Origin of the sequence: Mariprofundus sp. NF (genome assembly GCF_013387455.1) — a bacterium.
GTDB lineage: Bacteria > Pseudomonadota > Zetaproteobacteria > Mariprofundales > Mariprofundaceae > Mariprofundus.
Map to the genome: position 1 here is coordinate 562,809 of NZ_VWNC01000001.1, position 25,026 is coordinate 587,834.

Below are 25,026 nucleotides of genomic sequence, written 5' to 3' on the forward strand. Positions count from 1 at the left end.
TCACAAAATCAAGCACTTAGAGTGCACGATTTTGGCAGACCGTCCATGGTCTGCTCGGTTACTCTGACTTTTTCAGAGTAACCTTAATAACAATTAAGGATATATATAACATGAGGAACACACTGCGAAAGGTGATTCTGCCTTCGATTATGCTGATTCTGGCTTACGGCTTCTGGATCAGCCCTGACTTTAAAGAGATCTCTGCCGGCGTGGCTATTTTTCTGTTTGGCATGCTGGCGCTTGAGGAGGGATTCCGGGCATTCACCGGCGGTGTGCTTGAGAAGATACTCAAGAGAAGTACCAACAAAATGTGGAAAAGCCTCACCTTTGGCTTTACTGCAGCCACCGTGATGCAGTCGAGTTCACTGGTTTCTGTGATCACCATCTCATTCCTGAGTGTGGGGATGATCGGGCTGGTTGAGGGGCTGGGAATTGTCTTTGGTGCCAATGTAGGCACCACGACAGGTGCCTGGCTGATTGCCGGTTTCGGCCTGAAGGTGAAAATCTCTGCTTATGCCATGCCAATGCTGGTGTTTGGTGTGATGCTGATCTTCCAGAAATCGAAGTCGATGAAGGGTGTCGGTTATATTCTGGTCGGTCTTGGTTTCCTGTTTTTCGGTATTCATCATATGAAAGAGGGGTTTGAGGCGTTCCAGAATAGCCTTGATTTGACAGCTTATGCGATGGAGGGGATGGCAGGCATTCTGGTCTTTACCCTGATCGGTATCATTGCCACGATTATCATGCAATCGAGCCACGCCACACTGGTGCTTATTATCACCGCGCTCTCTGTGCAGCAGATTACCTATGATAATGCACTGGCACTGGCGATCGGTGCCAATGTGGGCACAACCATTACCGCGGTGCTTGGCGCACTCTCATCAAACGTCGTCGGCAAGCGACTGGCTTTGGCGGATGTGCTGTTTAAGGTGTGTGCAGGTATCCTGTTTATTCTATTTATGCAGCCGATGATGGGACTGGTTGATGGCATCTCTTCTCTGATTGGCCTGGCCGATGATGACTACACGATGAAACTGGCGGTTTTCCATACCATCTTCAATGTGGCCGGTGTGATAATTATGGTACCACTGATCAATCCGCTGATAGGGCTGGTGACGCGACTGTTCAAATCTGAGCCGGATATTCACGCTCAACCGATGTATCTCAATGAAGCGTCACTGGAGTTCGGTGATACCGCGCTTGAAGCACTACGCAAGGAGACCGCGCGCATCTATGAGAAAGCGATCGGGGTGATTGCCAAAGGTTTGTCTCTGGATAAACAGGAGATCCTCTCCGATGCCAAACTGAAGCAGGTGATTAAGGCGCATGATAAAGCGGTTGAATATGATATTGATGAGGTTTACGAACATGAGATCAAAAGCCTCTGCAGTTCTATCCTTGATTATAGCAACAGGCTCTCTACCGATGAGGCCACATCACGGCAGGTCAGCCGCATTCGTCTGGCCAATCAGTCGATCCTGATCACACTTAAAGATGTCAAACATCTGCAGAAGAATATGCTGCTCTATATCGATTCGGAGAATGCGCATATCAGCGCTGAATACAATCGTCTGCGTCAGCGCATCGCCAAGGTGATACGCAGGCTGGAGAATATTCGCAGCCAGGAGAGTACGGCTACATCGATTCTCTCACTCGATGCGCTGAAGCTGACGCTGGAGAAAAACATGAGCCTGCTGCATGGCCGTCTGGATGAGCTGATTCGCGAGGGTCATATCTCGGCGGATATGGCGATCTCTCTGATGAATGACAGTAACTACACCTATAGCATCATCAATAGTCTGATTCAGATTAACCACAACCACTTGAAGTCTGAAGAGGGATCAGAGACAGAGGCTGAGCATATGATTGCCCTGAACAGAGAGGAGATCAATTCAGTTCTCAGTGATGAGCGGGAGGTTACTGAGCGGGAGATTGCTGAACGTCGCTGATGCAACGCTAATATACCTCTTTTAGGCCCTGGTCACATAGATGTCACAATTGAATTGTAGCATCTATTGTCCGCAGCGATGAGCACCTTTATGCGGTAACATGATCGGTGAGGGGAGTGGGGATGAAACTGAAGAAGTTACTAAAACGACTTAACTTTTTTGATAGTCATGCCGGGCAACTTAAGGAGTCAGAAGAGGGGCTCAGCAAGGTGATGAAAAAGCTTCAGGAAAAAGAGGCGCAGCTTAGGAAAGCGATAAATCTGGAAGCAGATGAAGAGGAGCGTGAGTTGTTGCTGCAGGAGCTAAATATCTGTCTCTCACAGAGCCGGAAAGGTAGTGAACTGCTTGTGAAGATTCGTGCGCAGACGGAGCCTTGAATTCAATAGATAGAATCTTTTTTGCAAAAAAAAGCGTGCGGATATCCGGGCGCTTTTTTTTGTGCTGGGAGCCGGCAACACCCCGTCAAAAAAAGATGTCGTATTTGTCATATTCCTGACTTATATGTCACACGAATGTCACAATTGGACTGTAGTATGTTTTCGTTTTAACGCTTTAGGTCGCAAGGCCAACATTCGGGAGTGAATATGGTTAGAAGAAGTCCAATATCAAATATGTTTGCCGGTTCGCCGGTGGCACCGCTGCAGGAACATATCAGCAAGGCTCATGAAGCTGTGAAAAAACTCGAGCCATTCTTTGCGGCTGTGATCGCAAAAGATTACGAGCAGGCTGCTGTTTTGGAGCGAGAGATTCACAGACTGGAAGTAGAAGCTGATGATCTGAAACATTCGCTTCGTATCCAGCTGCCAAATTCACTATTCATGCCGATGCCACGCGAACGCATCCTTGATATCGTATTGAATCAGGATCGCCTGGCCAACAAAGCCAAAGAGGTTGCCGGTTATGTGAGCGGTCGTCAGATGACAATTCCGGATGAGATTGCAGATCTGCTGATTGAGTTGGTCAAGCAGTGTATTGCTTCCTCCCGTCAGGCCAAGAAGATTGTCAATGAGCTCGATGAGCTGGTTGAGGTTGGTTTCCGTGGCCGTGAAGTCAGCAGTGTTGAAGAGATGATTAACGATCTCGACGATATCGAATACGGTGCAGATAAGCTTGCTACTCAGCTCAATAACGCACTGTTTGTCATTGAAAAGAGTCTGGATCCGATTGATGCAGTGTTCCTCTATCGCATGATTCAAAATGTAGGTGAGGTGGCCGATATCGCTCAACGCGTTGGTGCACGTCTCGAACTGTTACTGGCACGATAAGGGGAGAAATTCGTGGACATTCTTGTTGCAAATTCAACTATATTAATTGGCATGGCCGTTGTATTCGGCCTGTTCATGGCCTGGGGTATTGGTGCGAACGACGTTGCCAATGCTATGGGCACATCGGTCGGATCAGGTGCGCTGACCTTTAAACAGGCGGTTATTATTGCCGCCATATTCGAGTGTGCCGGTGCGGTTCTTGCCGGTGGTGAAGTAACCAAAACCATTCGTAAGGGCATAGTCGATGTCTCATCGTTAGGTAGTACGCCCGAGCTTCTTGTTTACGGAATGCTTGCATCCCTGCTGGCTGCAGGTATCTGGCTGCTGGTCGCTACCCGTATGGGTTGGCCTGTATCCACCACTCACTCAATCGTTGGCGCTATCGTCGGTTTCGGAGCAGTTGGTATCGGCATGGAAGCGGTTCAGTGGGCCAAGGTTGGTACCATCGCACTGAGCTGGGTCACTTCGCCACTGATGGCAGGCGCGATCGGTTTCGCACTGTTCAGAAGCATTCAGAAGCTGATTATCGATACCGAGGATCCGCTTGAGAAAGCCAAGAAGTATGTACCTTATTATATCTTCCTGGTTGGTTTCATCATGGCCATGGTAACCCTGCTCAAGGGTCTGAAACATGTCGGTGTGAAACTGCCGTTTGACGAGAATATGATCTATGCTGCGCTTATTGGTGTGGTCTTTGCGGTAATCGGTACGTTCATGATCAAACGACTGACGTTCACCAAGAAAGAGGATAAAAAATTCCACTTTGCCAATATGGAGAAGATCTTCGGCGTATTGATGATCTTTACAGCGATTGCCATGGCCTTTGCCCACGGCTCCAACGATGTGGCCAATGCGATTGGTCCGGTTGCAGCAGTCTACGGCATTGTCAGTAGTGCTGGTGAAGTTGCTGCCAAGTCGGCGACTCCGATCTGGATTCTGGTGCTTGGTGGCGGTGGTATCGTCTTGGGTCTGGCGACTTACGGTCATAAAGTGATCGCAACGGTTGGTTCCGGTATTAGTGAGCTGACGCCAAGTCGCGGTTTCGCTGCGACTCTTGCTGCTGCAACGACTGTTGTTGTGGCTTCGGGTACAGGTCTGCCGATCTCAACCACGCATACACTGGTGGGTGCGGTGATTGGTGTAGGGCTTGCTCGTGGTATTGGTGCTTTGAACATCGGTGTGATCCAGACGATCTTCCTGTCATGGATTATCACATTGCCGGCAGGTGCGATTCTGTCGATTCTGTTCTTCTTCTTCTTCAAAGGCGCATTCAGCTAAGAAGTAGAGGAAGTGGAGGGGAGAAAGAAAAGCAGGGGCCTTGTGCCCCTGCTTTTTTATTTGTAGCCGTTAAACTGGGTAGTGATTAAACCTCTTCATCCAGTTCGCCGCTGACAATTGCAGTCGCGGTTTTATGGTCGATATGGCGAATATCATTACCCTTAACCATATAGATCACCATCTCAGCCACATTGACTGCGTGATCGCCAATGCGTTCAAGGTCTCTGGCAATATTGGATGCGATCAGTGCAGCCGTGATCTGACGCGGATCCTCAAGCATGTAGGTGAGAAATTCGCGCTGCATGGCTTTGTACATCTCATCAATCCTTTTATCGCCATCAATACATTTAAGCGCCGCATCCACATCACCGCGGGCGAATGCATCCAGTGCATCCCTAAGCTGGGTGAGTACCACTTCAGAGAGACGCTGTAGTGATGTCACCTGCATCAGCGGATGATCTTCGGTGTCGAGCATGTTCTCAGCGATGTCTTCAGCCAGATCACCCATGCGCTCAAGATCAGTCACTACCTTGATCGTAGTCATCACGAAACGCAGGTCGCTGGCGGCAGGCTGGCGCAGAGCCAGCATGGTACGTGTCATCTCATCGATCTCGATCTCCATTGCATTAATGGTATGGTCGCGTTCGATTACCTTATGGGCCCGTTTAGCATCATGTTTAATCAGGGAGTTCATGGAGCGCTTGGTCGCTTTCTCAACCAGACCACCCATGGCGAGCACCTTATCTTTCAGCTCGTTCATTTCATCTTCAAATCGTTTAATCGTATGTGTTTTCATGGTTCTATCCTTAACCGAAACGGCCGGTAATATAATCTTCAGTCTTCTGGTTCGCAGGAGCTGTGAAGATAGTGTGGGTATCGTTGAATTCCATCAGATCGCCAAGATAGAAGTAGGCGGTGTAATCGGAGACACGGGCTGCCTGCTGCATGTTATGGGTGACGATGACGATAGTGTACTCCTCTTTCAACTCATCCATCAGCTCTTCAATCTTGGCTGTGGCAATCGGATCAAGGGCTGAACACGGTTCATCCATCAGAATGACCTCAGGTTTCACAGCAATGGTGCGGGCAATACAGAGGCGTTGCTGTTGGCCACCGGAGAGGGCGGTGCCGGGCTGTTGTAGTTTATCCTTCACCTCATCCCAGATGCTGGCACGTCGGAGGGCTGTTTCGACCAGCTCATCCATCTCAGCGCCATCTTTGACCATGCCGTGAATGCGCGGGGCATACGCGACATTTTCATAGATGCTTTTAGGGAAGGGGTTGGGCTTCTGGAACACCATGCCAACATAAGAGCGCAGCTGTACAACATCGACAGAGGGTGCATAGATATCCTGCCCATTGAGCAGTATCTCGCCCTCTACACGGCAGCCCGGAATGCGGTCATTCATACGATTTAGGGTGCGCAGGAAGGTGGACTTACCACAACCGGAGGGGCCGATAAATGCGGTTACTTTGCCTTTCTGGATATCCAGATCGATGCCGTGCAGGGCTTCATAGTCGCCATACCAGAGTTTCAGATCCCGGATGGTGATAGTATTTTCTACGGTTGTCTTATTCATGATGTCATTACCACGTGTTCTCAGAACGATTTCTAAACTTAACGGCGACTGCATTGAGGGTCAGCAGTACAGCCAGCAGTACCATAATGCCTGCCGCAGTCCTCTCTTCAAAGGCGCGCAGTGATTCTGATGACCATGTATAGATCTGGGCAGGCAACACTGTGGTTGCTTCAAAGATCGATCCCGGCGCTTCCGGGATATAGGCCATCATACCGACGATCAGTAGTGGCGCGGTTTCACCCATTGCCTGTGCCAGGCCGATGATTGAGCCGGTCAGAATACCCGGCATGGCCAGCGGCAGCACATGATGCCAGACCACCTGCAGGCTGGATGCGCCAAGCCCGTAGGCCGCTTCACGGATTGAATCGGGTACAGCGCGAAGGGCAGCGCGTGTGGCGATGATAATTACCGGCAGGGTCATCAATGCCAGCGTCAAACCACCCACCAGTGCCGAAGATCGCGGCACACCCATAAAGTTAATAAAGATCGCCAGCCCAAGCAGGCCGTAGAGGATCGAAGGAATCGCAGCCAGATTGTTGATATTTACCTCAATGATCTGGGTGAGTTTGTTATCCGGGGCAAACTCCTCCAGATAGATGGCTGTCATCACACCGACCGGTACGGCAAAGAGCATGGTCAGTAATAGCACCAGTATTGAGCCGATGGCTGAGGCGAGAATACCCGCGTTCTCCGGCAGTTTTGAGTCGCCTTTAGTGAAGAAACCTGTGTTGAAGACAAGGCGAACGGTTCCCTCTTCCAGCATCTGATTGATCACTGTCTGGTATTTAGATTTTAGTCGGTGCCCTTCGTTGCCTTTGAGAAACTGATCAACACGGTTCTCTGCAAGCACCCACTCTTCACGATCTGTTCCCATCAACTCCGGGTTGTCACGCATCTGATTGGGTACAAGGCGTAGCCAGGTTTTACTGACCAGTGTTTTATATTGTCTGTCGACCGCCCTGTTGTAGTTGTTCATGGTCGCTTCACTGTAGTGAACATTGACCTTGATCTCCGCCTGCTGGAATGCAGGCAGACCCTTGCCGATGATATCTACGAAGAAGAAGAGAAGAAATGCCAGTGCAAATGTAATGGCAGCCAGTCCGTAGAACTTAAAACGTTTGTCGGCCCGGTCACGTTTACGTTTGCGGGCATCAGCTTGAAAACCATGTTGTGACATCTTATTCGTACCTCTGCTTGAATTTGCGTACGACAATGCTTGAGACAATATTCAGCATCAGGGTGATCAGAAGCAGTACAAATCCGAGTGCAAAAGCTGACTGCGTAAAGGCCGAATCAAACTCCTGATCACCTGTCAGTGCCTCTACAATCTTCACCGTTACCGTGGTGATTCCCTCCAGCGGATTGGCAGTGAGGTTGGGGCGCAGGCCTGCAGCCATCACCACAATCATTGTTTCACCGATGGCACGTGAGGTAGCCAGAAGAAAAGCAGCGACAATGCCGGGCAGGGCGGCAGGCAGAACAATATGGCGAATGGTTTCGGCTTTGGTGGTGCCCAGCGCCAGTGAACCATCACGCAATCCCTGAGGCACGGCAGTGATTACATCATCGGAGAGTGAGGAGACAAACGGAATAATCATCACACCCATGATCAGGCCGGGAGCCAGTGCATTGGTGTAGTCCGCCTCAAGGCCGAGTGCATGGGCGGCTTTTACAACCAGTGGGCTGATGGTGATGGCTGCGAAGAAGCCGTAAACTACAGTAGGGATACCAGCGAGAATCTCCAGCATCGGTTTGAGTCTGCCGCGTGCCGCGTGTGAAGCATATTCAGACATGTAGATCGCTGAAAACAGCCCTACAGGTACGGCCACCAGCAAGGCGATGGCGGTAATCATAAAGGTGCCGGCAAAGATCGGCACCGCACCGAATGCTGGTGGGGTCATTCCCGCTGTGTCGCGGCCCGCACCAATCAGGAATGCTGTATCAGGCTCCCACTTGGTGCCGGTAATGAAATCCCAGAATGAGATGACCTGAAAGAACCTGACCGATTCAAACACAACCGAAAGCACAATGCCGAGTGTGGTAAGGATGGAGATACTGGCGGCAGCGATGAGCAGGGCGGTTGCGACCTTCTCTACCTTTTCACGTGCCCTGAACTCTACATTGATATGACGTAGTCCATACCAGAGACCGGCAGCACCGATGGTGAACATGGTAGCCAGTAGCATCGGGGCAGGGATGGTGAACAGGCCAAAGAGATGGGCGGCACTGAAAACAAGGCCGCTGAGCATGGCGGGCAGAGCCAGCCAGATCACGGCATACCAGCCATAATAGCCGGGCAGGGAGTGCAGACGAGAGCCATCCTTCTCGCTACCCAGAGCTCTACTGCGAGCCACCATGAATGCAGTGATAGCCAGCGGAATCAGACCGCCAAAAAGCCAGAAAAACAGATCTGAATATATCATTGCTGGCCTGCTGTATCTCTATCTTGAATGAACAAACTTTTCTCCATATATAACGGGTTGTTAAATAAGAAAAAACTGGCCGGAGATGCTCCGGCCAGTTCATCTTTGGGGATGAGCCTTATTTCTTGGTAAGATCTTCAGGTTTCATGTTGGTCAGGTTTGCAGCCTGAGCACGGTACTTCGAACGCATGGCCTCAGGCAGTGCGATCAGACCGATCTCGGTGCAGGCTCCATCATCACCAACCATCTGCTCAGAGGTGAAGAGATTAACGTACTCTTTCATGCCCGGAACCTTCTCCATGTGAGACTTCTTGATGTAGAAGTAGAGTGAGCGGGAGAGTTTGTATGAACCATCCTGAACAGCTGCAGGGGATGGCGCTATACCCTTGATGGTTGCCGCGGCAATGCGATCAGAATTCTCTGCGAGGTATGAGTAGCCGAAAATGCCGAGTGCTTCAGGGTCTTTGGTCAGTTTCTGAACAATCAGGTTATCATTTTCGCCGGATGGAACGTAAACACCGTCCTGACGTACTTCATGATACTTCTTGTACTTCTTGTTGGCTTTCTGATCAGCCTTGTAGAGGTTGGTATAAACATCCATCTTCTTGGCCACTGCTTTCATGGTCAGGTCTTCAAATGCATCACGGGTACCGGATGATGTTGGCGGGCCGTAGAAGGTGATTTTGCGGTGGGGCAGGCTGGCATCAATCTCGTTCCAGTAGCGGTAAGGGTTAGCAATCAGAGCAGTGCCCTCTTTGTTGGGTACTTCCGCAGCCACAGCCAGCAGAATCTGTTTGCGGGTCAGGTTTAGAGGCGCTGTATCTTTGCTCTGGGCCAGTGCAATGCCGTCATAACCGACAACAACTTCAGTAATATATTTGACGCCGTTTTCCTGACATGTCTTGTACTCTTTCGCCTTCATACGACGTGAAGCGTTGGTGATGTCAGGCGTATCCATGCCATTGCCTGCGCAGAACAGCTTCATGCCGCCGCCGGAACCGGTGGACTCAACAACCGGAGTTTTGAACTTGGTGGTAGCACCCAGCTCTTCAGCCACATAGCTGGAGAAGGGGTAAACTGTGGATGAGCCGACGATATGAATCTGTTCGCTGGCCTGTACTGCATTGGCGCCAATCAGCAGTGCTGCGGTTGCCATGATGATTTTTTTCATTTGAGAAGTTGCTCCTATTCTTGATAGAGGTCAGGGATTTGCCGAGGTCACGCCTCTGCGTTTTTGTAACTGGGCGAACCCTGTTGTCAGTTTGTGTCAACGATGTGTCATACAGAGCGGGATGGGCGCATGACTTAAATGAGTCACATATGTCATATTGGTGTCATATAGGCTGAACGATGTTGTCACCCCATGCTTCGCTTTAGCGGTAAAGACAAATCCTCAGGATAGAGGAATTGGACGGCCACAGGCCGCCCGCAGGGTGAGGCCCATGGATAATCCGAATCACCATTAGGCAGGATAGCCTAATGGGACGAGCTTCAGCTCGCCCATCGGGTGAGGGCCAGGAAGGCCCGAATCACAAATCTACAGGATTGTAGATTTCATAGCGCACATCCGTGTGCGCCACCCTTACAGGGCGCAGGCGTGCCATTGTGCTCTCCTGCACAATGATGGACGAGCTTCAGCTCGCCCGCAGGGTGAGATACATGGATGACCCGAATCACAATCCGGCAGGACAGCCGGATTGGACTCGCTTTAGCGAGCCCGCAGGGTGAGGGTCATGGATGACCCGAATCACAATGGCTGAAAAGTGTTGCCATGTTTAAGTCTGAACCAAAAAAAAGGCCGGGACAGATCCCGGCCTCTCCTGTTGATCGTAGTTGAACGTTTACAGTTTAACCTGAGTGTAGATACCTACGCGGTTGTCTTTATCCGTTGTGGTTGCAACACCACCACGGCCAGTCAGCTTGCTTGAGTCAACAACAGCAGCGATGGTGACGTTTTTAACCGGGCTGTATTCAATACCGGCAACATAACGAGTGACCTTCTCCTGCGTTACGTTGGCAATGCCACCACTGTAACTTTTGTTTTTCAGAGATTCGAAGCGACCGAACACGCCGAAGTCGCCGCCAACTTTGGCCCAGCCCCAGAGAGCCATGCCGCGGGATTTCACTTCATCACCAGCAAGCGCGGTTGCGAAGTTTGAGCTGACATTACCACCGTGTTTGGTAGAAGCAGTTGCAGAACCGGCTTTATCGTTGTTCATCAGGTAGTTAGCGCCAAGGCGGAACTCTTTCGTGCCGTAAGAGGCCATGACCTGAGCCAGAGTGGAGCGTACGCCTGATGTAGCAACGTTAGCGATGTTTGTCTTGGTCGCTTTGTAGCCATTCATGTACTGGAAATCGATATCCAGCCCTTTGAGCGGGTGCAGACCGATACGGCTGTTGTAATCGATGCCGTTCAGGCCGGCTCCAGGATTACCTGTGCCATAGCCGGTACCGTTGGTAGCGGTGACGAAGTAGTCAACCATACCGTCAAGAAGCTTACCCTTCAGGCCGAAACCGAGGTCAGCGGAGGTGTCGAACTTGTACTGATCAGACATTACCTTGGCAACATAACGGTGTTTCCAGAGGCTCTGTTCATAGTCGATCCACGGGGTATGAGACTGACCGATACGCAGTACAGCGGCTTTACCAGCCAGCTTGCCCTCTACATAGGCGTATTTCAGATAGATATTCTGCTGTTTACCAAGTGTGCCCTCATGGCCCACATCTGTGGTGAAACGCATCATCCAGTCTTCGTTCATCTGGTACTTGGCGGTGAAGTAGGCGCGATCGACAGCCATGCCAGTGGTTTTGGTCTTAACGCTGTTACCGGCAGTGATGCGGTCATCAGTCTGCTGAAAGGTGTTGAGGTAAAACAGTGCTTCGAGTTTAAGTTTGCTTTCACCATCGTCGTAAACATTCACACCGCCAGCGATTGCCGGCGTTGCGAAGGCTACCATTGCAGCTGCTGCGACTGTTTTGATTGATGCTTTCAAGTTGATCTCCTGTTGATCTGTAAGTCCCTGAATTTGGGTTGCGGCGAACGTTAGGAGGTCATTATGTCATCAGTATGTCATTGCTGTGACAGCAATATGACATGCTCTGTCTGTTGTTTTGCAGGCAAAAAAAAGGCCCGCACATTGTGCGGGCCTTTTGATTGTGTCGCTATGTTTAAGCTTACAGGGCAACCTGAGTGAAGAGACCAAAACGGGTGTCTTTGTTGATGTCGGTTGAAACACCATTCACGTTTTTCAGTTTGGTTGAGTCAGCCACCAGTGCGAAGGTCACACCCTTGGTTACAGTGTATTCAATACCACCCATGTAGCGGGCCAGTTTCTCTTTGGTCGCTGCATTGTTGAGTTTGGTGTTCATGTTTTCATAACGGGCAAATGCACCGAAACCACCGCCGAACTTGGCCCAGCCCCAGACTGCAAAGGCGTTGTTTTTAGCCACATCACCGGCTACAGCAGTAATGTATCCACTTCTGACATTACCGCCATGGCGAACTGATCCAGTTGCATCCACTGCTTTATCCTTGTTGCGGATATAGTTGCCACCGAGACGGAAATCATCAGTACCGTATGAGAGCATCGCCTGCATCAGCTGTGATTTTACACCCTGAACGGTAGAGGTCTTGGTACCACGTTTACCATCGCGGAACTGGAAGTCCAAAGTCAGTCCTTTAACAGGGTAGAGGCCGATGCGGGCATTGAGATCAACTGAGTTGGCGCGAGCAGCATTGCCGTAACCAGTACCGTTGGTTTCAGTCACGAAGTATTTAACCATGCCATCAGCCAGTGAGCCTTTCAGGCCAAAACCGAGATCAAATGAGTCATCAAATTTATATTTATCGGTGAATACCTGAGATGCATAACGGTGTTTCCAGAGGCCCTGCTCATAATCGATCCATGGGGTGTGTGACTGACCGACGCGCAGAACCAGTGCATCACCGGCCAGTTTACCTTCAAGGTATGCGGCTTTGAGGAATACGTTCTGTTTCTTGCCTGCCAGAGACGGGTCGTTACCGGCATCGAGGGTGATGCGCATCATCCAGTCGTCGTTCATGAAATATTTGGCGGTGAAGTAGGCGCGATCAACAGCCATACCCACAGTTTTGGTGGTTGTAGTCGTTGCAGCGGTGATGGTCTGTGCTTTCTGGCTGTATGTGTTGAGGAACAGCAGTGCTTCGAGTTTGAGTTTGCTATCGCCCTCTTCAGCTACAGTAACGCCGCCGGCAAAGGCGGGTGTTGCAACGGCCATGATGGCAGCGGTTGCGATAGATTTCATAGTCGTTTTCAATTGATACTCTCCCATGCATGGTCATGCATTTTTTCTCCCTACTCGGAGTTGCACGGCATCCTATTCTGCAATTGTGACAATTCAATGACATTTAAGACATTGGCGTGACATCTGTCCGTGTCATGTCGATGTCACAATCTCAATTCATATTGGCCGCACTTAAACGATAAGAGAGAAGAGGAGTGTGAATGAGCACACAGCCGTTAGACCATGCCTTTGAGGCATCTATTAAATCGAACTCGCAGTATCGCAGATTCTCTGCTCTGCCACTCTGTGCCGATCTCTCCGATGATGAGAGCATGCAACTTTTTTCATCTCTGGAATCACGCCTCATCAGCGCAGGATCTGTTGTTTATGAGGCAGAGAGCCTTTCCGATCAGACGATCTACCTGATTACGGATGGTTGTGCTTCTGTCTCCAGACCAGGCCACAATATCTATGCGCAGTTGCATGCGGGAGATCACTTTGGTCTCTACTCCTTTCTGGATGACGAGCGGCAACATGCTGCGACGATTAAAGCGGTAACCGATCTGGAGCTGTTAACGATCAATCGCGTCTACTTTGATCTTATTACTCTGGAAGAGCCGCAGCTGGGTAATCAGATACTGCGATTTATGTTTCATCTGCTCTCCGGCAGGACACTTGAAGTGAGGTGTGAATATGCATCGATGCATGAATTTGAGACAGCTGGTGATGACTGATGCTTGAGCTTGACGACGACTCCTTTCAGTATCACGAGATAATGAGTGACAAAGAGAAATATAAGAGCGGTGCAGACATCCTGATTGTTGAGGATGATGAGTCGATTGCACGGCTGATTAATCTGCATCTGCAGGCGGCCGGTTACTCTACCTACTGCTGTGGCGATGGTGACAGCGCACTGGAGTGTATCCGTGACGGCAGTTGGCGTCTGGTGGTGCTGGATCGTATGCTGCCCGGAGTCAGTGGTATGAAGGTGTTGCGTAAGATTCGCAAATCATCAACCCATGCCAATGTGCCTGTACTTATGGTCACGGCGCTGAGTCAGGCCAGTGAGCGTGTGCATGGCCTTAATGAGGGGGCAGACGACTACCTTGCCAAGCCGTTTGAACCTGCTGAGCTGGTGGCGCGAGTCAAAGCACTGCTCAGACGTAACCGTTTTGTTGAGAAAGGCACAGCAGTGACAAATCCTATTCAGCTTGATCCTGAGTCGCCCGTTGTTTTTGAGGGTGATCAGCGTGTTGAGTTGCGTCCGCTTGAATACAAACTACTCAAGATTCTTATGGAAAAACCGGGTAAAACCCGCAGTCGCGAATATCTGCTCGATCATGTCTGGGGCAGGGATGTCTTTGTTGAGGCGCGTACGGTAGATGTGACTGTCAAACGTCTGCGTAAAGCGCTGAAACAGATTGGCCGCAAAAAATGTGTCGAGACTGTGCGCAGCATGGGTTATCGCTTTATTGCACCTGTTGAATGACTGCCGGACTGATACTGCTGATTATCGGCATGGTGTCGATCTGGGTTGTCTCTGCTCAGCGCACGCGCAAGGAGCTGGAAGAGGCCCATGCTGAACTTGATCTATTACGTGAAACATCCGGGGGGCTGAAAGAGACACTGGAAATCCGCGGCAGGCGTCTGGATGTGCTGCTCTCATCAGTAAGTGAAGCGGTGATGCGGGTTGATAGTCTTGGCCGAGTCACCTCTGCCAATCAGAGGGCTGCCGAGCTGTTTAAAATGGCGACAGGTCCGGAACTTCCGCAGTCGATGCTGGTCTTTATTCGTGATCCCGACTGGTATCGCGCTTTTTCAACGGCTCTGAAAACACAAGCCAATGATCTGCATCTGCCGGATATTGAGGTGGCAGATCGTGTGCTGGCCCCCCGGCTCGCATTCCTTGGCAAAGATCAGGCACTGCTGCTCTGTATGGATGTGACCGAAAGAGACAAGCAGGAGCGGCAGCAGCGGCAGTTCCTCTCCAATCTGAAACATGATCTGAAAACACCACTGACCTCACTGCTCGGTTATGCTCGCAGCCTTGAGAGTTTCGGCCATGATCCCGAGTTCAGGGCAGAGGCTGCCAAAGTGATCGCTGATGAGGCAAAACATGTGAATCAGCTGCTCGATTCACTGCTGACACTCGATCAGATCGAATTTGCCCACCGCCATGACATTATCGCGTCTGATCCACTGGATGTATTTCAGAAAGTGAAAGATGTACTGGTGCCACGCCTGCTGGCCAAAGGACTCTCTATTGAATTGACACACTGCGGTGAGATGGGAGATCTGCTGATTGCCGAGCACGATTTTGAGCGTGTGTTGCTTAATATTCTTGAGAATGCACAGCGATACTCACCTGATGATGGCTTGATCCGGGTTGATATGAAGATGGACGGGGCGCTGGCCGAGATTGTCGTTGAGGATCAGGGGCCGGGTATTCCCGAGAAGGATTTAGCGAAGGTAACAGAGCGCTTCTACCGCGTTGATCAGGCGCGCAGACGCAGAAAAGATGGTGGTCACGGCCTTGGTCTGGCGATCGTCAAAGAGATGCTGGAGGTGCATGATGGTAGCCTTGAGCTTGCTAATCTTACGCCCAGGGGCCTCTCCGCGAAGATAACTTTGCCGACTGAAATAGATGATGCTTCTGAATAGTCAGGCTGTGTTAACAACCCTGTTGCGGCCACCCTCTTTAGCGCGGTACATTGCATCATCCACCTTCAGCAGCATCTGATCGATCTCCTCCTGCATGGAGGTGTACACGCCGATACTGACCGTGTAGAGCACTGTTTTATCTCCAGCTACTACACAGTGGCATGACTCCATGCTTTTGCGGATGCGCTCAGCTACCTCAACCGCAGAGTGAGTTTCGGTATTGGGCATCACCACGAGAAACTCTTCGCCACCATAACGCACGAGCATGTCGTAGCTACGGGTCTCCTGCAGCATATGCTCAACCATCTGCTGCAGTACCCGATCACCGATGGCATGACCGTAGCTGTCGTTGATCTCTTTGAAGTGGTCGATATCAACCATCAAAACGCTGGTCGGTGAATTATCACGATTGGCCCGATCCATGATTCTGGGCATCTCCAGGATGAAATGTTGTCGGTTATTCGCGCCGGTCAATGGATCGGTGCGGCGTGAAAGATCGAGCTCTTCGGCTTTTTCACGCAGAGCAAGCTGCTGTCGGAGAATCCGTTTTTTTGTCGTTGCCAGAGAGTGGCCGAGTATGCCGATCTCATCATTTCGCCCGTTTTCGGGCAGCAGCTCATCATCTTCGCTCTCCAGTCCCTTGGAGAAGGCGATGATCCTGTTCACCGGTGTGGAGACCAGCCTGCGTATGGTCACTGTCAGGGCAAGAGCGACAACAAGGTAGATAGCAATGGCGTAAGCGATAATCACAACCTGTTTCCCCTCGGCATGGGCAAGCTCCTCCTGCATCGGAATCTCGATGCTGATACCGCCGCGCACATCACCCAGCTTATGGCCCTGAAAGCCGTGGCAGGTCAGGCAGCTCTCTTCACTCTTAAGCGCTCTCATATAACGGAAGTAGGGATTGCCGCCATTGAGGAATGATTTGAACACTTTGCTGTTACCGGCCTCAAAGGCGCGCAGGGCTCGCCTCTCAAAATCATCCGGCGCATTCTTAGGGTTGATCGGACTCAGGCTGGAGAGATGAAAGATCGTTTTATGCTCTTTCTTTGACTGCTCGGCTATCTCCATGGCCATCAATTCGGGGTTTTTCAGGATCAGTTTCCGGCCTCTGCTGTCGGTGATCTCCGGTTCGACAGGCCGCTTTTTGTTGCTGGCGGGGCGTACCTTGTAGAGGTAGGGGTTGGCTTCCATGTCCGGTTGTTTGTAGACGTAAACACCGCCGTAACCGGAGTTCCAGTGGCGGAGGGTCTGAATCTGATCGAAGATGGTTTCCGCCTGCTTGACCAGCATCTCTTCAATATGCTGTTTTTCATATGTAATGACCTGCCAGGTAACGATGCCCCCGCAAAGCCCGAGTACGGTCAGAATTACCAGATTGATTTTGGTGATGATCGAGAGTGAGTGCATCATACTATGAGTTTAGCACAGTTGGTGGCTGAGCGGGCGCCGAACAGAAGGAGTGTTTGGCGGCTTTCTTATTCCAACGTCTGAGCTAAACTGGCCGTGGCTATAGCTGATGAGCAAGAGGGGGCGTCATATGAGTGGAGTCAAGGTTATCGGAGAGGCGCTGGCCAATATGCCGTGGCAGGAGAGGCCAGAGGACTCTAACGAGGTGGTCTGGCGTTATAGCGAAAATCCGATCATTCCGCGCAATCCTTTCCCCGGAGCCAACAGCACCTTTAACAGTGCAGCTGTCGCCTTTAACGGTAAGTTTGCCGGTGTATTCCGTTGTGACTCCACTGCACGAGAGATGCAGATTCATGTCGGTTTCAGTGATGATGGCATCAACTGGCAGATCAATCCTGAACGTATCGAGTTTATCAACGAAGATCCTGAGGTGACACGCTGGGAGTACGCCTATGATCCGCGTGTGGTGTGGATCGAGGATCGCTACTACATCACCTGGTGCAATGGTTATCACGGCCCGACCATCGGTGTGGCCTGGACAAAAGATTTTCAAACCTTCCATCAGCTGGAAAATGCATTTCTGATATTCAACCGCAACGGTGTGCTCTTTCCGCGCCGGATTAACGGCAAATATATGATGCTCTCACGCCCCAGCGATAACGGCCACACCCCCTTTGGCGATATCTTTCTCAGCCAGAGTCCTGATATGGAGCATTGGGGTTGTCATCGCCACGTCATGGGCACAACCGATGGCTGGCAATCGACCAAGATCGGAGCAGGGCCGATTCCCATTGAGACCAGCGAAGGGTGGCTGATGATCTATCACGGTGTACTCACCTCCTGTAACGGTTTTGTCTACAGCTTTGGTGCAGCCCTGCTTGATCTCGATGCGCCGTGGAAGGTTCTCTATCGCTCGAAAAACTTTCTTATTGCTCCCTGGCAGCAGTATGAGTGTGTGGGTGATGTACCCAATGTCACCTTCCCGTGTGCAGCCCTGACCGATGCGCCAACAGGCCGTATCGCCATCTACTACGGCTGTGCCGATACGGTGACCGGCCTCTGCTTTACCACGGCGCAGGCGGTGATCGATCATCTTAAGGCGGGCAACTAAGTTTTGACCACAGACGCTGACTCTTCAGCAGAGGGGAAGGCCGCTCCTGCTACCGGCAGACTGCCGGTAAAAACCAAGCTCGGCTGGGGTGTGGGTGGTTTCGGTGAGAATATCGCCAACTCCGCCATCCTCTCGCTGGTCTTTCCGATCTTTAATGTTGCACTCGGTTTCAGCACGCTGGCTATCGGGCTGGCGATGGCGATTTCACGTATTGCTGATGCCATTCTTGATCCGATTATCGGAAATCTGACTGATAATACGCAGTCGCGCTGGGGACGACGCAGGCCGTGGATGTTTGTCGGTTCGATTCTGATGACCCTCTTCTTCTCTGCTGTCTGGTTCCTGCCGACCCTGATGCCGCAACTGCCCAGGCTGGTGACAGTGCATCTCACGCAAACTGCTCAAGTTCACAACCATGCCTCTGCCAACCAACTGCATGATTCGCTCTCCTGGTACGGCGTTTCAACTAAAGATGTGCGGCTCTCACCCGAAAAGAGTTCGGGAAGTTTCAATGTTCTCCTCAACAGAGCACCGGAATCAGCCACTGAATTCACAGTTGAGCTGGTGAGCAATGGTGAAGACCAGAGAGGTCTGACCATCACCCCGTCACAACTCACCTTTGACCCGCAAAATTGGCAGAAGCCGCAGACGGTAACGGTTACTGCATCGATCTCAGGAACGGCTGATCGCACCACAGGGCTGCGTATTCTACCCACGGCTGATCTTCTGCATTCACCGTTCTTACACCAGTTCGGTATCACCTCACACTCATCGCTACAGATGTTCGGCGGTTTTGCACTGCTCTGCCTGCTCTTCTATTTCAGCTTCTCGGTGTTTGTCATTCCATATTCAGGATTGGGAATCGAGCTGACCGATGATTATGCCGAACGCACCAATCTGCAGATCTACCGTCTGGTCGCCTCGTTCTGTGCCAGTCTGCTGGTCGGTTATCTCTACCTCTGGTCACAGATGGCCGGGGCCTGGCTGGGTGGTGATGAGGTGTTGGGTGTGCGGGTGGTGGGTTTATGTATCGGTCTGTTGGTGCTGATCTCCACCATGCTACCGGCCATATTGTGTCGTGAACGTTTTGCAGCCATAGAACGCAAAAAAGAGCATCTCTCACTGCTGATGGCGATCAAACTGACGGCGGTGAACAGAAGTTTCCGCATGTTGATGGGGTCGGTATTCGCGGTGTTTATGGGGCTTTTCTTCTCGCTGCCGTTTATGACCTATATCGGCATCTATTATGTCTGTCAGGGTGATAAGATGCTGGCGGCAGAGATTGGTGGTGTGATGACCGTGGTGCAGGTGACCGGCCAGTTTCTCGCCATGCCGCTGATCTCATGGGCTAGTGAGCGGGTGGATAAGAAAGTCATTCTCTTTACCGGGCTGTTCATCTCCATCATCGGTTACGCCTCAAGCTGGTGGCTGTTCACGCCGGAGAACCCGTGGCTGCAGATTATTCCTGTGGTGGTAGCGGCATGGGGTCTGTGCGCCTGCTGGGCGGTCAATGGCTCCTTTGCAGCTGATATCTGTGATGAGGATGAGCTTAATACCGGCCATCGCCGTGAGGGGGTCTACAGCGCGGTCTTTGCACTGGTCTATAAATCCGCTATCGGCATCGTTGCTTTGGGAAGTGGTGCACTGCTGGCCTGGGCGGGCGTGGCAGGGCAGGAGAGTATGCTGCCAGCCGAAACCCTGCTCACCGTGCGCATCGCTTATCTGGCTATTCCGGTCGGTTTCCTCTCTCTGGCTATTATCTCGATGTGGTACTACCCGCTTACCCGTGAGCGGGTCGAGGCGATTCAGTCACAACTACGTGCTCCGCAGCAGGATGCCGGGGTGAAATGATTCACTATCTCAGCCTGGGTGTTGTTCTCGGTCTCTATGCAGGTTTAACCCCCGGCCCTCTGCTGACACTGGTGATCTCTGAGACTCTGCAACACGATTTCAAAGCCGGTTTTAAAGTTGCCATTGCGCCGATCATTAGTGATGCACCCATTATTCTGCTGTCGCTGTTTGTGATGCAGCAACTGGCCAACCTTGAACAGGTGCTGGCTCTGATCTCATTGACGGGTGGCGTTTTTATCTCCTGGCTGGCTTATCAAAGTGTTCGTTTTCAGGGTGTGAAACTGCATCTGCAACCCGTTAAATCCGATGCACTGCGTAGAGGCGTGCTGGTCAATCTGCTCAGCCCATACCCCTATCTGTTCTGGTTGAGCGTGGGAGCACCACTGATCAACAAAGCGCAAAGCGAACATACCATGGCACCGGCACTGTTTATTCTCGGTTTTTATTCGCTGCTGGTCGGCCTGAAAATTCTGCTGGCCTACTGGGTTGGTCAATCCAGATCCTTTCTGCAGGGCTCCAGCTACATTTATACCGTGCGTTTTCTCGGACTGATCCTGTTTGCGTTGGCCTTTAGTCTGTTTAGCGATGCTTATGCGTTCTGGGGGCAACATGCCGCCACTCTTGCAAGCTAGAGGAGATTCAGTCCCTGCCTCGTTCAGCAAACTCCTGAACCCTGTTAGATACGATGATTTTTCGTACTGAGCGTTGCCTGTCGAAGGCGAAATTAAATAATATGTAGGATGGGGAACCGGTTGGTAACCTGATGTTAATTTGCTCGATTTTTCCAGTAATCGGGTTTTCTATGCATATGTGCGACTGCAACAATCAGCAACTCATCCTCTCGAACCTGATATATCAATCCATAAGGGAAACGTCGCAAGCGACAGCGCCGGGATCGTTTAGACAATGGATGCCATGCTTGGGGAAATGCTACGATGCTATTGAGCGCATGTGTAATTTCCCGAAGGAGATCATATTCAAGTCCCGGGCGTTCCTCTGCATAAAAGGCAACGGCTTCATCCAGCTCCTGACAAGCTGAATCCAGAAACCGGATATTCATTTTTTCTTATACCGGGCCATAACCTCATGGGCAGAGAGTGATGTGGTCTCTCCTCGATCATAAGCATCGATCCGACTCTCCGCCTCTACAGCCCAAAGCTCATCAAGCGCTTTATCCGGCTGATCCAGGCTTGCCAGCAACTCGTCAACCAGCTCTACCCGACTCGCAGCTTCCAGTGACAAGGCGTCCTTTAACAGGTTCGCAGGAACACTCATTTCACACCTCCATCGATCAAAGTCTTACATAGACTAATAGCCATCAGCGTTAACCGTAAGAGAGTGGTGACAACCATGCAAGGCCAGACATCGTCACACTTAAGAAATAGCTGATCAATTCAGCGTCTGCTTTAATAACTGATTCTGAACCTGCTCAGATGCATCGCATGAATCACGCCTTCAGAGGCTCAATGCAGGCCAGCCCCGGCTTCACGCCCCGCAGCAACAGCCTTCAACAGTATTAAGGGGTATGCCCCGGCATCAAGCAGATGTGTCATGTATGTATTCTGCAATTAATGAAGTAGCGTGATCCGCTTATGAAAATTGATATTGTGACGATGAAAGCCATTAAAGTAGCAGCACTGGAACATCTGGATGAGCCTGAAAAACTGCAACAATCCATTGAGCGCTTCAGAGCCTGGCGCGAAGAGAGCGGTTGCTCACCTGTCACTGAGAAGCGGACGTTTGGCGTTGCTCATAGTGAGCCGGAATCCAGAACTGTTCAGACGTTTCACTTCGACATTTGCGGCGAAGTCGATGCTGACATTGCTGAAAATGGTTATGGTGTCGTGAACAGGGAGATCCCTGCCGGTCGCTGTGCAAGGCTGCGTCATAAGGGTTCGCTCGAGACCATCAACCTGAAAGTGAATGCCCTCTATCGTAACTGGCTGCCCGGTACCGACGAGTGCCGGCGTGATGCCCCTATCTTTTTTGAATATCTGAATGACGGGGTTTCAGTTGCGGAGAGTGAACTGATTACAGATATATATTTTCCTCTGAGATAGTTATATCACGGTTCGAGATGTTTGCTTCATCGTTGAACTGAATGCCTGCCCGAGATCACATGCCGCGCAGGAACCACGGTCTTAGCGGCTGTTCACCAGCCAGTGCAGCTTCCAGCTGGGCCAGTAGTCTGTCACGGTCTCGTGGCAGATTACCGGCCAGAGCCAGTGCATTGGAGGCGTGGTTGGAGCGGAATATCACCGGCTTGGGTGGATTCAATCCACTGATCAGCCGCTGCTGCTCCAGTAGAATAGCGTGATCATCCGGCATCTCGAATTCTTCGCCGAACTTCTCTTTAAATTCACTGACAATATCCTCTTCCAGATGCAGCTGCAGTGTTGAGAGATAGGTGAGCGGGGCGCTGTTAAGCAGTTTGATGGTGCCATCAATATGCTCCTGCCAGTGGCTTTTGCCACCCAGACCAAGGATAACGGTCGCTGATACCTTCAGCCCGGCCTCATGAGCCTTAGACATCGCTTCAGCAATGCCACGCTGGCTGGCTCCCTTGGTGATCTTCTTCAAAATCATATTAGAGCCCGATTCAACACCTAGGTAGAGCAGGTTCAGGCCTCGCTCTTTTAAGGTGGCCAACTCCTCTGCACTTTTCTGCAGGATATTGGCAGGGGTGGCATAACAGGAGACACGGCTCAGTTTGGGCAGTGTCGTATGCAACGCCTCAAGGATGACCACAAGTTGATCGGTTGGAAGAGAGAGTGCATCACCATCAGCGAGAAATACTCGCCGCGAATCAGGTGCGCTGCGGGCGGCTTTTTGAATATCGGCAACCAGATCCGCAAGGGGCCGTTGGCTGTACTCTTTGCTGCGATACATCGAGCAGAAACTGCAGCGGTTAAAACTGCAACCCAGGGTCACCTGAATAATCAGATTATCTCCCTCACTCGGTGGGCGGAAGAGGGGCATATGATAATTCAACGGCATAAGCGCAAACTAGGGAAGCTCTGATAAAACTGCATCCTGCAATTTATAAACTGTAATGCTTAACCTTGGCTAAGGATAATGAGCCACCCATTCCTGCCAGCAGCATAAACCACTAAGCTGCGGGCATGCGTCCTAAGCCACCACCGAACTACCTTGCCGGTTATCCAGATGATCTGGTCGAGAGTATCAATCAGATGATTGAGCAGAAGCGGCTGGCGGAGTGGCTGCTGAGCAGATATCCGCAGCGGCATGCGGTGCGCAGTGACAAAGCGCTTTATGAATACGTGATGGAGCTTAAATCTACCTGTCTGCGCAATGCCGGGCAGATCAATCGGGTAGCGTTTGATAATACACTGCATCTCACCCGCAATGCGCTGGGCATGCACACCAGCAAGACGCAGGTGCATGGGGCAAAGCTTAAAGCCAAACGTGAGATTCATGTGGCAACGATGTTTAAAAATATGCCGCCCGAGTTTCTGCGTATGATTGTGGTTCACGAACTGGCCCACATCAAAGAGTCCGACCATAACAAAGCCTTCTACAAACTCTGCTGCAATATGGAGCCGGAGTACCACCAGCTGGAATTCAATCTCCGCGCCTACCTCACCTATATCGAATCAGGTGGTGAACCGCTCTGGAAAACTACAAAGTAAAGGCGAGAGCCTTGCAACTGTTAATCAGCAGTTTTCTTGATCCACTCCAGCTTGTAGAGATCCAGCCGCCGGTCCTTGGAATTACGTACGCTGCCCTTGTGACGCATCATCTTGAGTTTTCTCAGATCAAGGTCGGCAACCAGACTCATCTCAGTGTTCGGGGTCGCCTCAGCGGCAATGGCATCGTGCGGGAAGGCGTAATCCGAAGGGGTGAAGATGGCGGATTGGGAGTACTGGATATCCATATTCTCGACATTGGGCAGATTGCCCACGCTGCCGGTCATCACCACATAACACTCGTTTTCGATCGCACGCGCCTGCGCGCAACGGCGCACGCGCTCATAGGCATTCTTGGTGTCGGTCCAGTAGGGAACAAAGAGAATCTGCATGCCCTGCTCGGCCAGCAGGCGTGGCAACTCCGGGAACTCCACATCGTAACAGATCAGGATGCCGATGCGTCCGACATCGGTATCGAAAGCGGCCAGTTTATCGCCTCCGGTCAGCCCCCAGCAGGCGTGCTCATCCGGTGTGATATGCAGCTTGTACTGGCGATCCCAAGAGCCATCCCGGCGCAGCAGGTAACATACGTTGCGCAGTACATTGTCCTCATACTCCGGCATGCTGCCGGCGATAATATTGATGTTGTACTCGACAGCCAGGCGCTGCAGCTCTTCGCGCACCGGTTCGGTGAATGCCGCCATATCCCGGATCGCTTCAGCCGGATTATCCTGATTGAGTTGCCCCATAAGCGGGAAATTGAAGAACTCCGGAAAGAGTACAAAATCTGCGTGATAACCGGCAATGGTATCGACAAAATACTCCACCTGTGTCATCAGATCCTTGAACGTTTCGGCGGGGCGCATCTGCCACTGCACGGCACCCACCCTGACTTCCCGCTTCTGTCGCTTCAGCGAGGAGGCATTATCGCTGTATTGAATATTGATCCACTCCAGCAGTGTCGCCGTAGCCCCTGACTCACGATCTTCCGGTGCGTAGTTGCGCAGCAGCGAACGCACATGAAAACCGTTACTCAACTGGAAACTGAGCACAGGATCATGAATCTCCTTGTTACAGACCTGCCGGATATATGCAGCAGGTGTCATCGTTGCGGCATATTGCCGGTAGCCGGGAATGCGACCACCGGCGACAATTCGGCGCAGGTTCAGCCGTTCGCACAGCGCCTTGCGTGCTTCGTAGAGACGGCGCCCGATGCGCAAGCCACGGTAATCGGGATGCACGAATATATCGATGCCATAGAGCGTTTCGCCACTGCTATCGTGGGTAGTGAGGAAGCCGTTGCCGCCAATCTCATCATAGGTGTGGTCATCGCCGTAAAGATCGTACTCAACAATCACGCTGATCGCTGCCGCCACGACGCGGCCGTGATCCTCAATGCAGATCTGCCCTTCAGGGAAGACGGCCAGCTGCGAGAGAAACTGATCCCGGCTCCAGGAGCCTCCGAGTGATGGATATGCTGCATCCATCGTCTCCTTGAAGCTTTCGTAGTCTTCTACTGTGAGGGTTCGCAATACCAGCTTGTGTTCGTCATCGGTTGTATCATCGGTGAATGGTTCAGTCATAACAG

Annotated in this window: 24 protein-coding genes; 12 read left to right on the forward strand and 12 right to left on the reverse strand. The window is 51.4% G+C overall.

Annotation, left to right across the window (positions count from 1 at the left end):
* The first annotated feature begins 110 nt into the window (after positions 1-110).
* The 4 genes from F3F96_RS02640 (at position 111) to F3F96_RS02655 (ending at position 4,492) form a co-directional block, all read left to right on the forward strand.
* The gene (locus F3F96_RS02640) at positions 111-1,949 is read left to right on the forward strand and encodes a Na/Pi cotransporter family protein (protein WP_176961675.1); all 1,839 of its coding nucleotides are present in this window, start codon (positions 111-113) and stop codon (positions 1,947-1,949) included.
* Between the two features lie 122 nt (positions 1,950-2,071).
* Entirely contained in the window at positions 2,072-2,326 is a 255-nt protein-coding gene (locus F3F96_RS02645; RefSeq protein ID WP_176961676.1) for a hypothetical protein, read from the forward strand.
* 207 nt (positions 2,327-2,533) lie between these two features.
* Positions 2,534-3,214, forward strand: coding sequence for a TIGR00153 family protein (locus F3F96_RS02650; RefSeq protein WP_176961677.1), 681 nt, complete (start codon positions 2,534-2,536; stop codon positions 3,212-3,214).
* 51 nt (positions 3,215-3,265) lie between these two features.
* On the forward strand, positions 3,266-4,492 hold the full coding sequence (locus F3F96_RS02655; RefSeq protein ID WP_176961678.1) for an inorganic phosphate transporter: 1,227 nt from the start codon (positions 3,266-3,268) through the stop codon (positions 4,490-4,492).
* An 85-nt stretch (positions 4,493-4,577) separates the two neighbouring features.
* Here the strand turns inward: F3F96_RS02655 and phoU are convergent, their stop codons facing one another.
* The 7 genes from phoU to F3F96_RS02690 all read right to left on the reverse strand — a co-directional run bounded on the left by phoU (position 4,578) and on the right by F3F96_RS02690 (position 12,791).
* Complete coding sequence (gene phoU / locus F3F96_RS02660) at positions 4,578-5,288, reverse strand: phosphate signaling complex protein PhoU (RefSeq protein WP_176961679.1); 711 nt, start codon at positions 5,286-5,288, stop codon at positions 4,578-4,580.
* Positions 5,289-5,298: 10 nt separating this feature from the next.
* On the reverse strand, positions 5,299-6,072 hold the full coding sequence (gene pstB, locus F3F96_RS02665; RefSeq protein ID WP_176961680.1) for a phosphate ABC transporter ATP-binding protein PstB: 774 nt from the start codon (positions 6,070-6,072) through the stop codon (positions 5,299-5,301).
* A 7-nt stretch (positions 6,073-6,079) separates the two neighbouring features.
* Positions 6,080-7,249 carry a phosphate ABC transporter permease PstA gene (gene pstA / locus F3F96_RS02670; protein ID WP_176961681.1) on the reverse strand — a complete coding sequence of 390 codons (1,170 nt, stop codon included), beginning with the start codon at positions 7,247-7,249 and terminating at the stop codon, positions 6,080-6,082.
* Between the two features lies 1 nt (position 7,250).
* On the reverse strand, positions 7,251-8,495 hold the full coding sequence (pstC, locus tag F3F96_RS02675) for a phosphate ABC transporter permease subunit PstC (protein WP_176961682.1): 1,245 nt from the start codon (positions 8,493-8,495) through the stop codon (positions 7,251-7,253).
* A gap of 118 nt (positions 8,496-8,613) precedes the next feature.
* On the reverse strand, positions 8,614-9,666 hold the full coding sequence (locus F3F96_RS02680) for a PstS family phosphate ABC transporter substrate-binding protein (RefSeq protein WP_176961683.1): 1,053 nt from the start codon (positions 9,664-9,666) through the stop codon (positions 8,614-8,616).
* 670 nt (positions 9,667-10,336) lie between these two features.
* Complete coding sequence (locus F3F96_RS02685; protein ID WP_206675253.1) at positions 10,337-11,488, reverse strand: hypothetical protein; 1,152 nt, start codon at positions 11,486-11,488, stop codon at positions 10,337-10,339.
* 181 nt (positions 11,489-11,669) lie between these two features.
* Positions 11,670-12,791, reverse strand: a complete 1,122-nt coding sequence (locus tag F3F96_RS02690) for a hypothetical protein (protein ID WP_176961684.1) — start codon at positions 12,789-12,791, stop codon at positions 11,670-11,672.
* Positions 12,792-12,979: 188 nt separating this feature from the next.
* Between F3F96_RS02690 and F3F96_RS02695 the strand changes: the two genes are divergently transcribed.
* From F3F96_RS02695 to F3F96_RS02705, 3 genes are read left to right on the forward strand one after another with little or no spacing between them, the layout of a single operon-like run.
* Positions 12,980-13,492 (forward strand): cyclic nucleotide-binding domain-containing protein, encoded by a 513-nt coding sequence (locus F3F96_RS02695; protein ID WP_176961685.1) that lies wholly within the window; start codon positions 12,980-12,982, stop codon positions 13,490-13,492.
* On the forward strand, positions 13,492-14,247 hold the full coding sequence (locus tag F3F96_RS02700) for a response regulator (protein ID WP_176961686.1): 756 nt from the start codon (positions 13,492-13,494) through the stop codon (positions 14,245-14,247). The genes F3F96_RS02695 and F3F96_RS02700 overlap by 1 nt, the downstream gene beginning before the upstream one ends.
* Entirely contained in the window at positions 14,244-15,419 is a 1,176-nt protein-coding gene (locus tag F3F96_RS02705; protein WP_176961687.1) for a cell wall metabolism sensor histidine kinase WalK, read from the forward strand. The genes F3F96_RS02700 and F3F96_RS02705 overlap by 4 nt, the downstream gene beginning before the upstream one ends.
* Here the strand turns inward: F3F96_RS02705 and F3F96_RS02710 are convergent, their stop codons facing one another.
* Entirely contained in the window at positions 15,420-16,832 is a 1,413-nt protein-coding gene (locus F3F96_RS02710) for a diguanylate cyclase (protein WP_176961688.1), read from the reverse strand.
* 127 nt (positions 16,833-16,959) lie between these two features.
* On the opposite strand from F3F96_RS02710, the gene F3F96_RS02715 reads away from it, so the two are divergent.
* From F3F96_RS02715 to F3F96_RS02725, 3 genes are read left to right on the forward strand one after another with little or no spacing between them, the layout of a single operon-like run.
* Positions 16,960-17,940 carry a glycoside hydrolase family 130 protein gene (locus tag F3F96_RS02715; protein ID WP_176961689.1) on the forward strand — a complete coding sequence of 327 codons (981 nt, stop codon included), beginning with the start codon at positions 16,960-16,962 and terminating at the stop codon, positions 17,938-17,940.
* Between the two features lie 3 nt (positions 17,941-17,943).
* On the forward strand, positions 17,944-19,791 hold the full coding sequence (locus tag F3F96_RS02720; protein WP_176961690.1) for an MFS transporter: 1,848 nt from the start codon (positions 17,944-17,946) through the stop codon (positions 19,789-19,791).
* A complete protein-coding gene (locus tag F3F96_RS02725; protein WP_176961691.1) occupies positions 19,788-20,423 on the forward strand; it encodes a LysE family translocator in 636 nt (211 codons plus the stop codon). Before F3F96_RS02720 ends, F3F96_RS02725 begins: the two co-directional genes overlap by 4 nt.
* Before the next feature lie 134 nt (positions 20,424-20,557).
* On the opposite strand, the gene F3F96_RS12660 is transcribed toward F3F96_RS02725, so the two are convergent.
* Together F3F96_RS12660 and F3F96_RS02735 are read right to left on the reverse strand one after the other, a co-directional pair.
* Positions 20,558-20,851, reverse strand: coding sequence for a type II toxin-antitoxin system RelE/ParE family toxin (locus tag F3F96_RS12660; protein ID WP_176961692.1), 294 nt, complete (start codon positions 20,849-20,851; stop codon positions 20,558-20,560).
* Positions 20,848-21,066 carry an addiction module protein gene (locus F3F96_RS02735; protein ID WP_176961693.1) on the reverse strand — a complete coding sequence of 73 codons (219 nt, stop codon included), beginning with the start codon at positions 21,064-21,066 and terminating at the stop codon, positions 20,848-20,850. The genes F3F96_RS12660 and F3F96_RS02735 overlap by 4 nt, the downstream gene beginning before the upstream one ends.
* 317 nt (positions 21,067-21,383) lie before the next feature.
* Here F3F96_RS02735 and F3F96_RS02740 point away from each other — a divergent pair, with 317 nt between their 5' ends.
* Positions 21,384-21,851 (forward strand): GyrI-like domain-containing protein, encoded by a 468-nt coding sequence (locus tag F3F96_RS02740; RefSeq protein WP_176961694.1) that lies wholly within the window; start codon positions 21,384-21,386, stop codon positions 21,849-21,851.
* A 55-nt stretch (positions 21,852-21,906) separates the two neighbouring features.
* Here F3F96_RS02740 and F3F96_RS02745 read toward each other — a convergent pair whose 3' ends face one another.
* On the reverse strand, positions 21,907-22,788 hold the full coding sequence (locus F3F96_RS02745) for a radical SAM protein (protein ID WP_176961695.1): 882 nt from the start codon (positions 22,786-22,788) through the stop codon (positions 21,907-21,909).
* A 125-nt stretch (positions 22,789-22,913) separates the two neighbouring features.
* Between F3F96_RS02745 and F3F96_RS02750 the strand changes: the two genes are divergently transcribed.
* Positions 22,914-23,441, forward strand: a complete 528-nt coding sequence (locus tag F3F96_RS02750) for a M48 family metallopeptidase (protein ID WP_176961696.1) — start codon at positions 22,914-22,916, stop codon at positions 23,439-23,441.
* Between the two features lie 20 nt (positions 23,442-23,461).
* Here the strand turns inward: F3F96_RS02750 and F3F96_RS02755 are convergent, their stop codons facing one another.
* Positions 23,462-25,021, reverse strand: a complete 1,560-nt coding sequence (locus F3F96_RS02755; protein ID WP_176961697.1) for a bifunctional GNAT family N-acetyltransferase/carbon-nitrogen hydrolase family protein — start codon at positions 25,019-25,021, stop codon at positions 23,462-23,464.
* Between the last annotated feature and the right edge of the window lie 5 nt (positions 25,022-25,026).

Bases quoted from the DNA above. Each gene is read 5' to 3' on its own strand.
- F3F96_RS02640 (WP_176961675.1), top strand. From the start codon at position 111: ATGAGGAACACACTGCGAAAGGTGATTCTGCCTTCGATTATGCTGATT.
- F3F96_RS02645 (WP_176961676.1), top strand. From the start codon at position 2,072: ATGAAACTGAAGAAGTTACTAAAACGACTTAACTTTTTTGATAGTCAT.
- F3F96_RS02650 (WP_176961677.1), top strand. From the start codon at position 2,534: ATGGTTAGAAGAAGTCCAATATCAAATATGTTTGCCGGTTCGCCGGTG.
- F3F96_RS02655 (WP_176961678.1), top strand. From the start codon at position 3,266: ATGGCCGTTGTATTCGGCCTGTTCATGGCCTGGGGTATTGGTGCGAAC.
- phoU (WP_176961679.1), bottom strand. From the start codon at position 5,288: ATGAAAACACATACGATTAAACGATTTGAAGATGAAATGAACGAGCTG.
- pstB (WP_176961680.1), bottom strand. From the start codon at position 6,072: ATGAATAAGACAACCGTAGAAAATACTATCACCATCCGGGATCTGAAA.
- pstA (WP_176961681.1), bottom strand. From the start codon at position 7,249: ATGTCACAACATGGTTTTCAAGCTGATGCCCGCAAACGTAAACGTGAC.
- pstC (WP_176961682.1), bottom strand. From the start codon at position 8,495: ATGATATATTCAGATCTGTTTTTCTGGCTTTTTGGCGGTCTGATTCCG.
- F3F96_RS02680 (WP_176961683.1), bottom strand. From the start codon at position 9,666: ATGAAAAAAATCATCATGGCAACCGCAGCACTGCTGATTGGCGCCAAT.
- F3F96_RS02695 (WP_176961685.1), top strand. From the start codon at position 12,980: ATGAGCACACAGCCGTTAGACCATGCCTTTGAGGCATCTATTAAATCG.
- F3F96_RS02700 (WP_176961686.1), top strand. From the start codon at position 13,492: ATGCTTGAGCTTGACGACGACTCCTTTCAGTATCACGAGATAATGAGT.
- F3F96_RS02705 (WP_176961687.1), top strand. From the start codon at position 14,244: ATGACTGCCGGACTGATACTGCTGATTATCGGCATGGTGTCGATCTGG.
- F3F96_RS02710 (WP_176961688.1), bottom strand. From the start codon at position 16,832: ATGATGCACTCACTCTCGATCATCACCAAAATCAATCTGGTAATTCTG.
- F3F96_RS02715 (WP_176961689.1), top strand. From the start codon at position 16,960: ATGAGTGGAGTCAAGGTTATCGGAGAGGCGCTGGCCAATATGCCGTGG.
- F3F96_RS02725 (WP_176961691.1), top strand. From the start codon at position 19,788: ATGATTCACTATCTCAGCCTGGGTGTTGTTCTCGGTCTCTATGCAGGT.
- F3F96_RS12660 (WP_176961692.1), bottom strand. From the start codon at position 20,851: ATGAATATCCGGTTTCTGGATTCAGCTTGTCAGGAGCTGGATGAAGCC.
- F3F96_RS02735 (WP_176961693.1), bottom strand. From the start codon at position 21,066: ATGAGTGTTCCTGCGAACCTGTTAAAGGACGCCTTGTCACTGGAAGCT.
- F3F96_RS02740 (WP_176961694.1), top strand. From the start codon at position 21,384: ATGAAAATTGATATTGTGACGATGAAAGCCATTAAAGTAGCAGCACTG.
- F3F96_RS02745 (WP_176961695.1), bottom strand. From the start codon at position 22,788: ATGCCGTTGAATTATCATATGCCCCTCTTCCGCCCACCGAGTGAGGGA.
- F3F96_RS02750 (WP_176961696.1), top strand. From the start codon at position 22,914: ATGCGTCCTAAGCCACCACCGAACTACCTTGCCGGTTATCCAGATGAT.
- F3F96_RS02755 (WP_176961697.1), bottom strand. From the start codon at position 25,021: ATGACTGAACCATTCACCGATGATACAACCGATGACGAACACAAGCTG.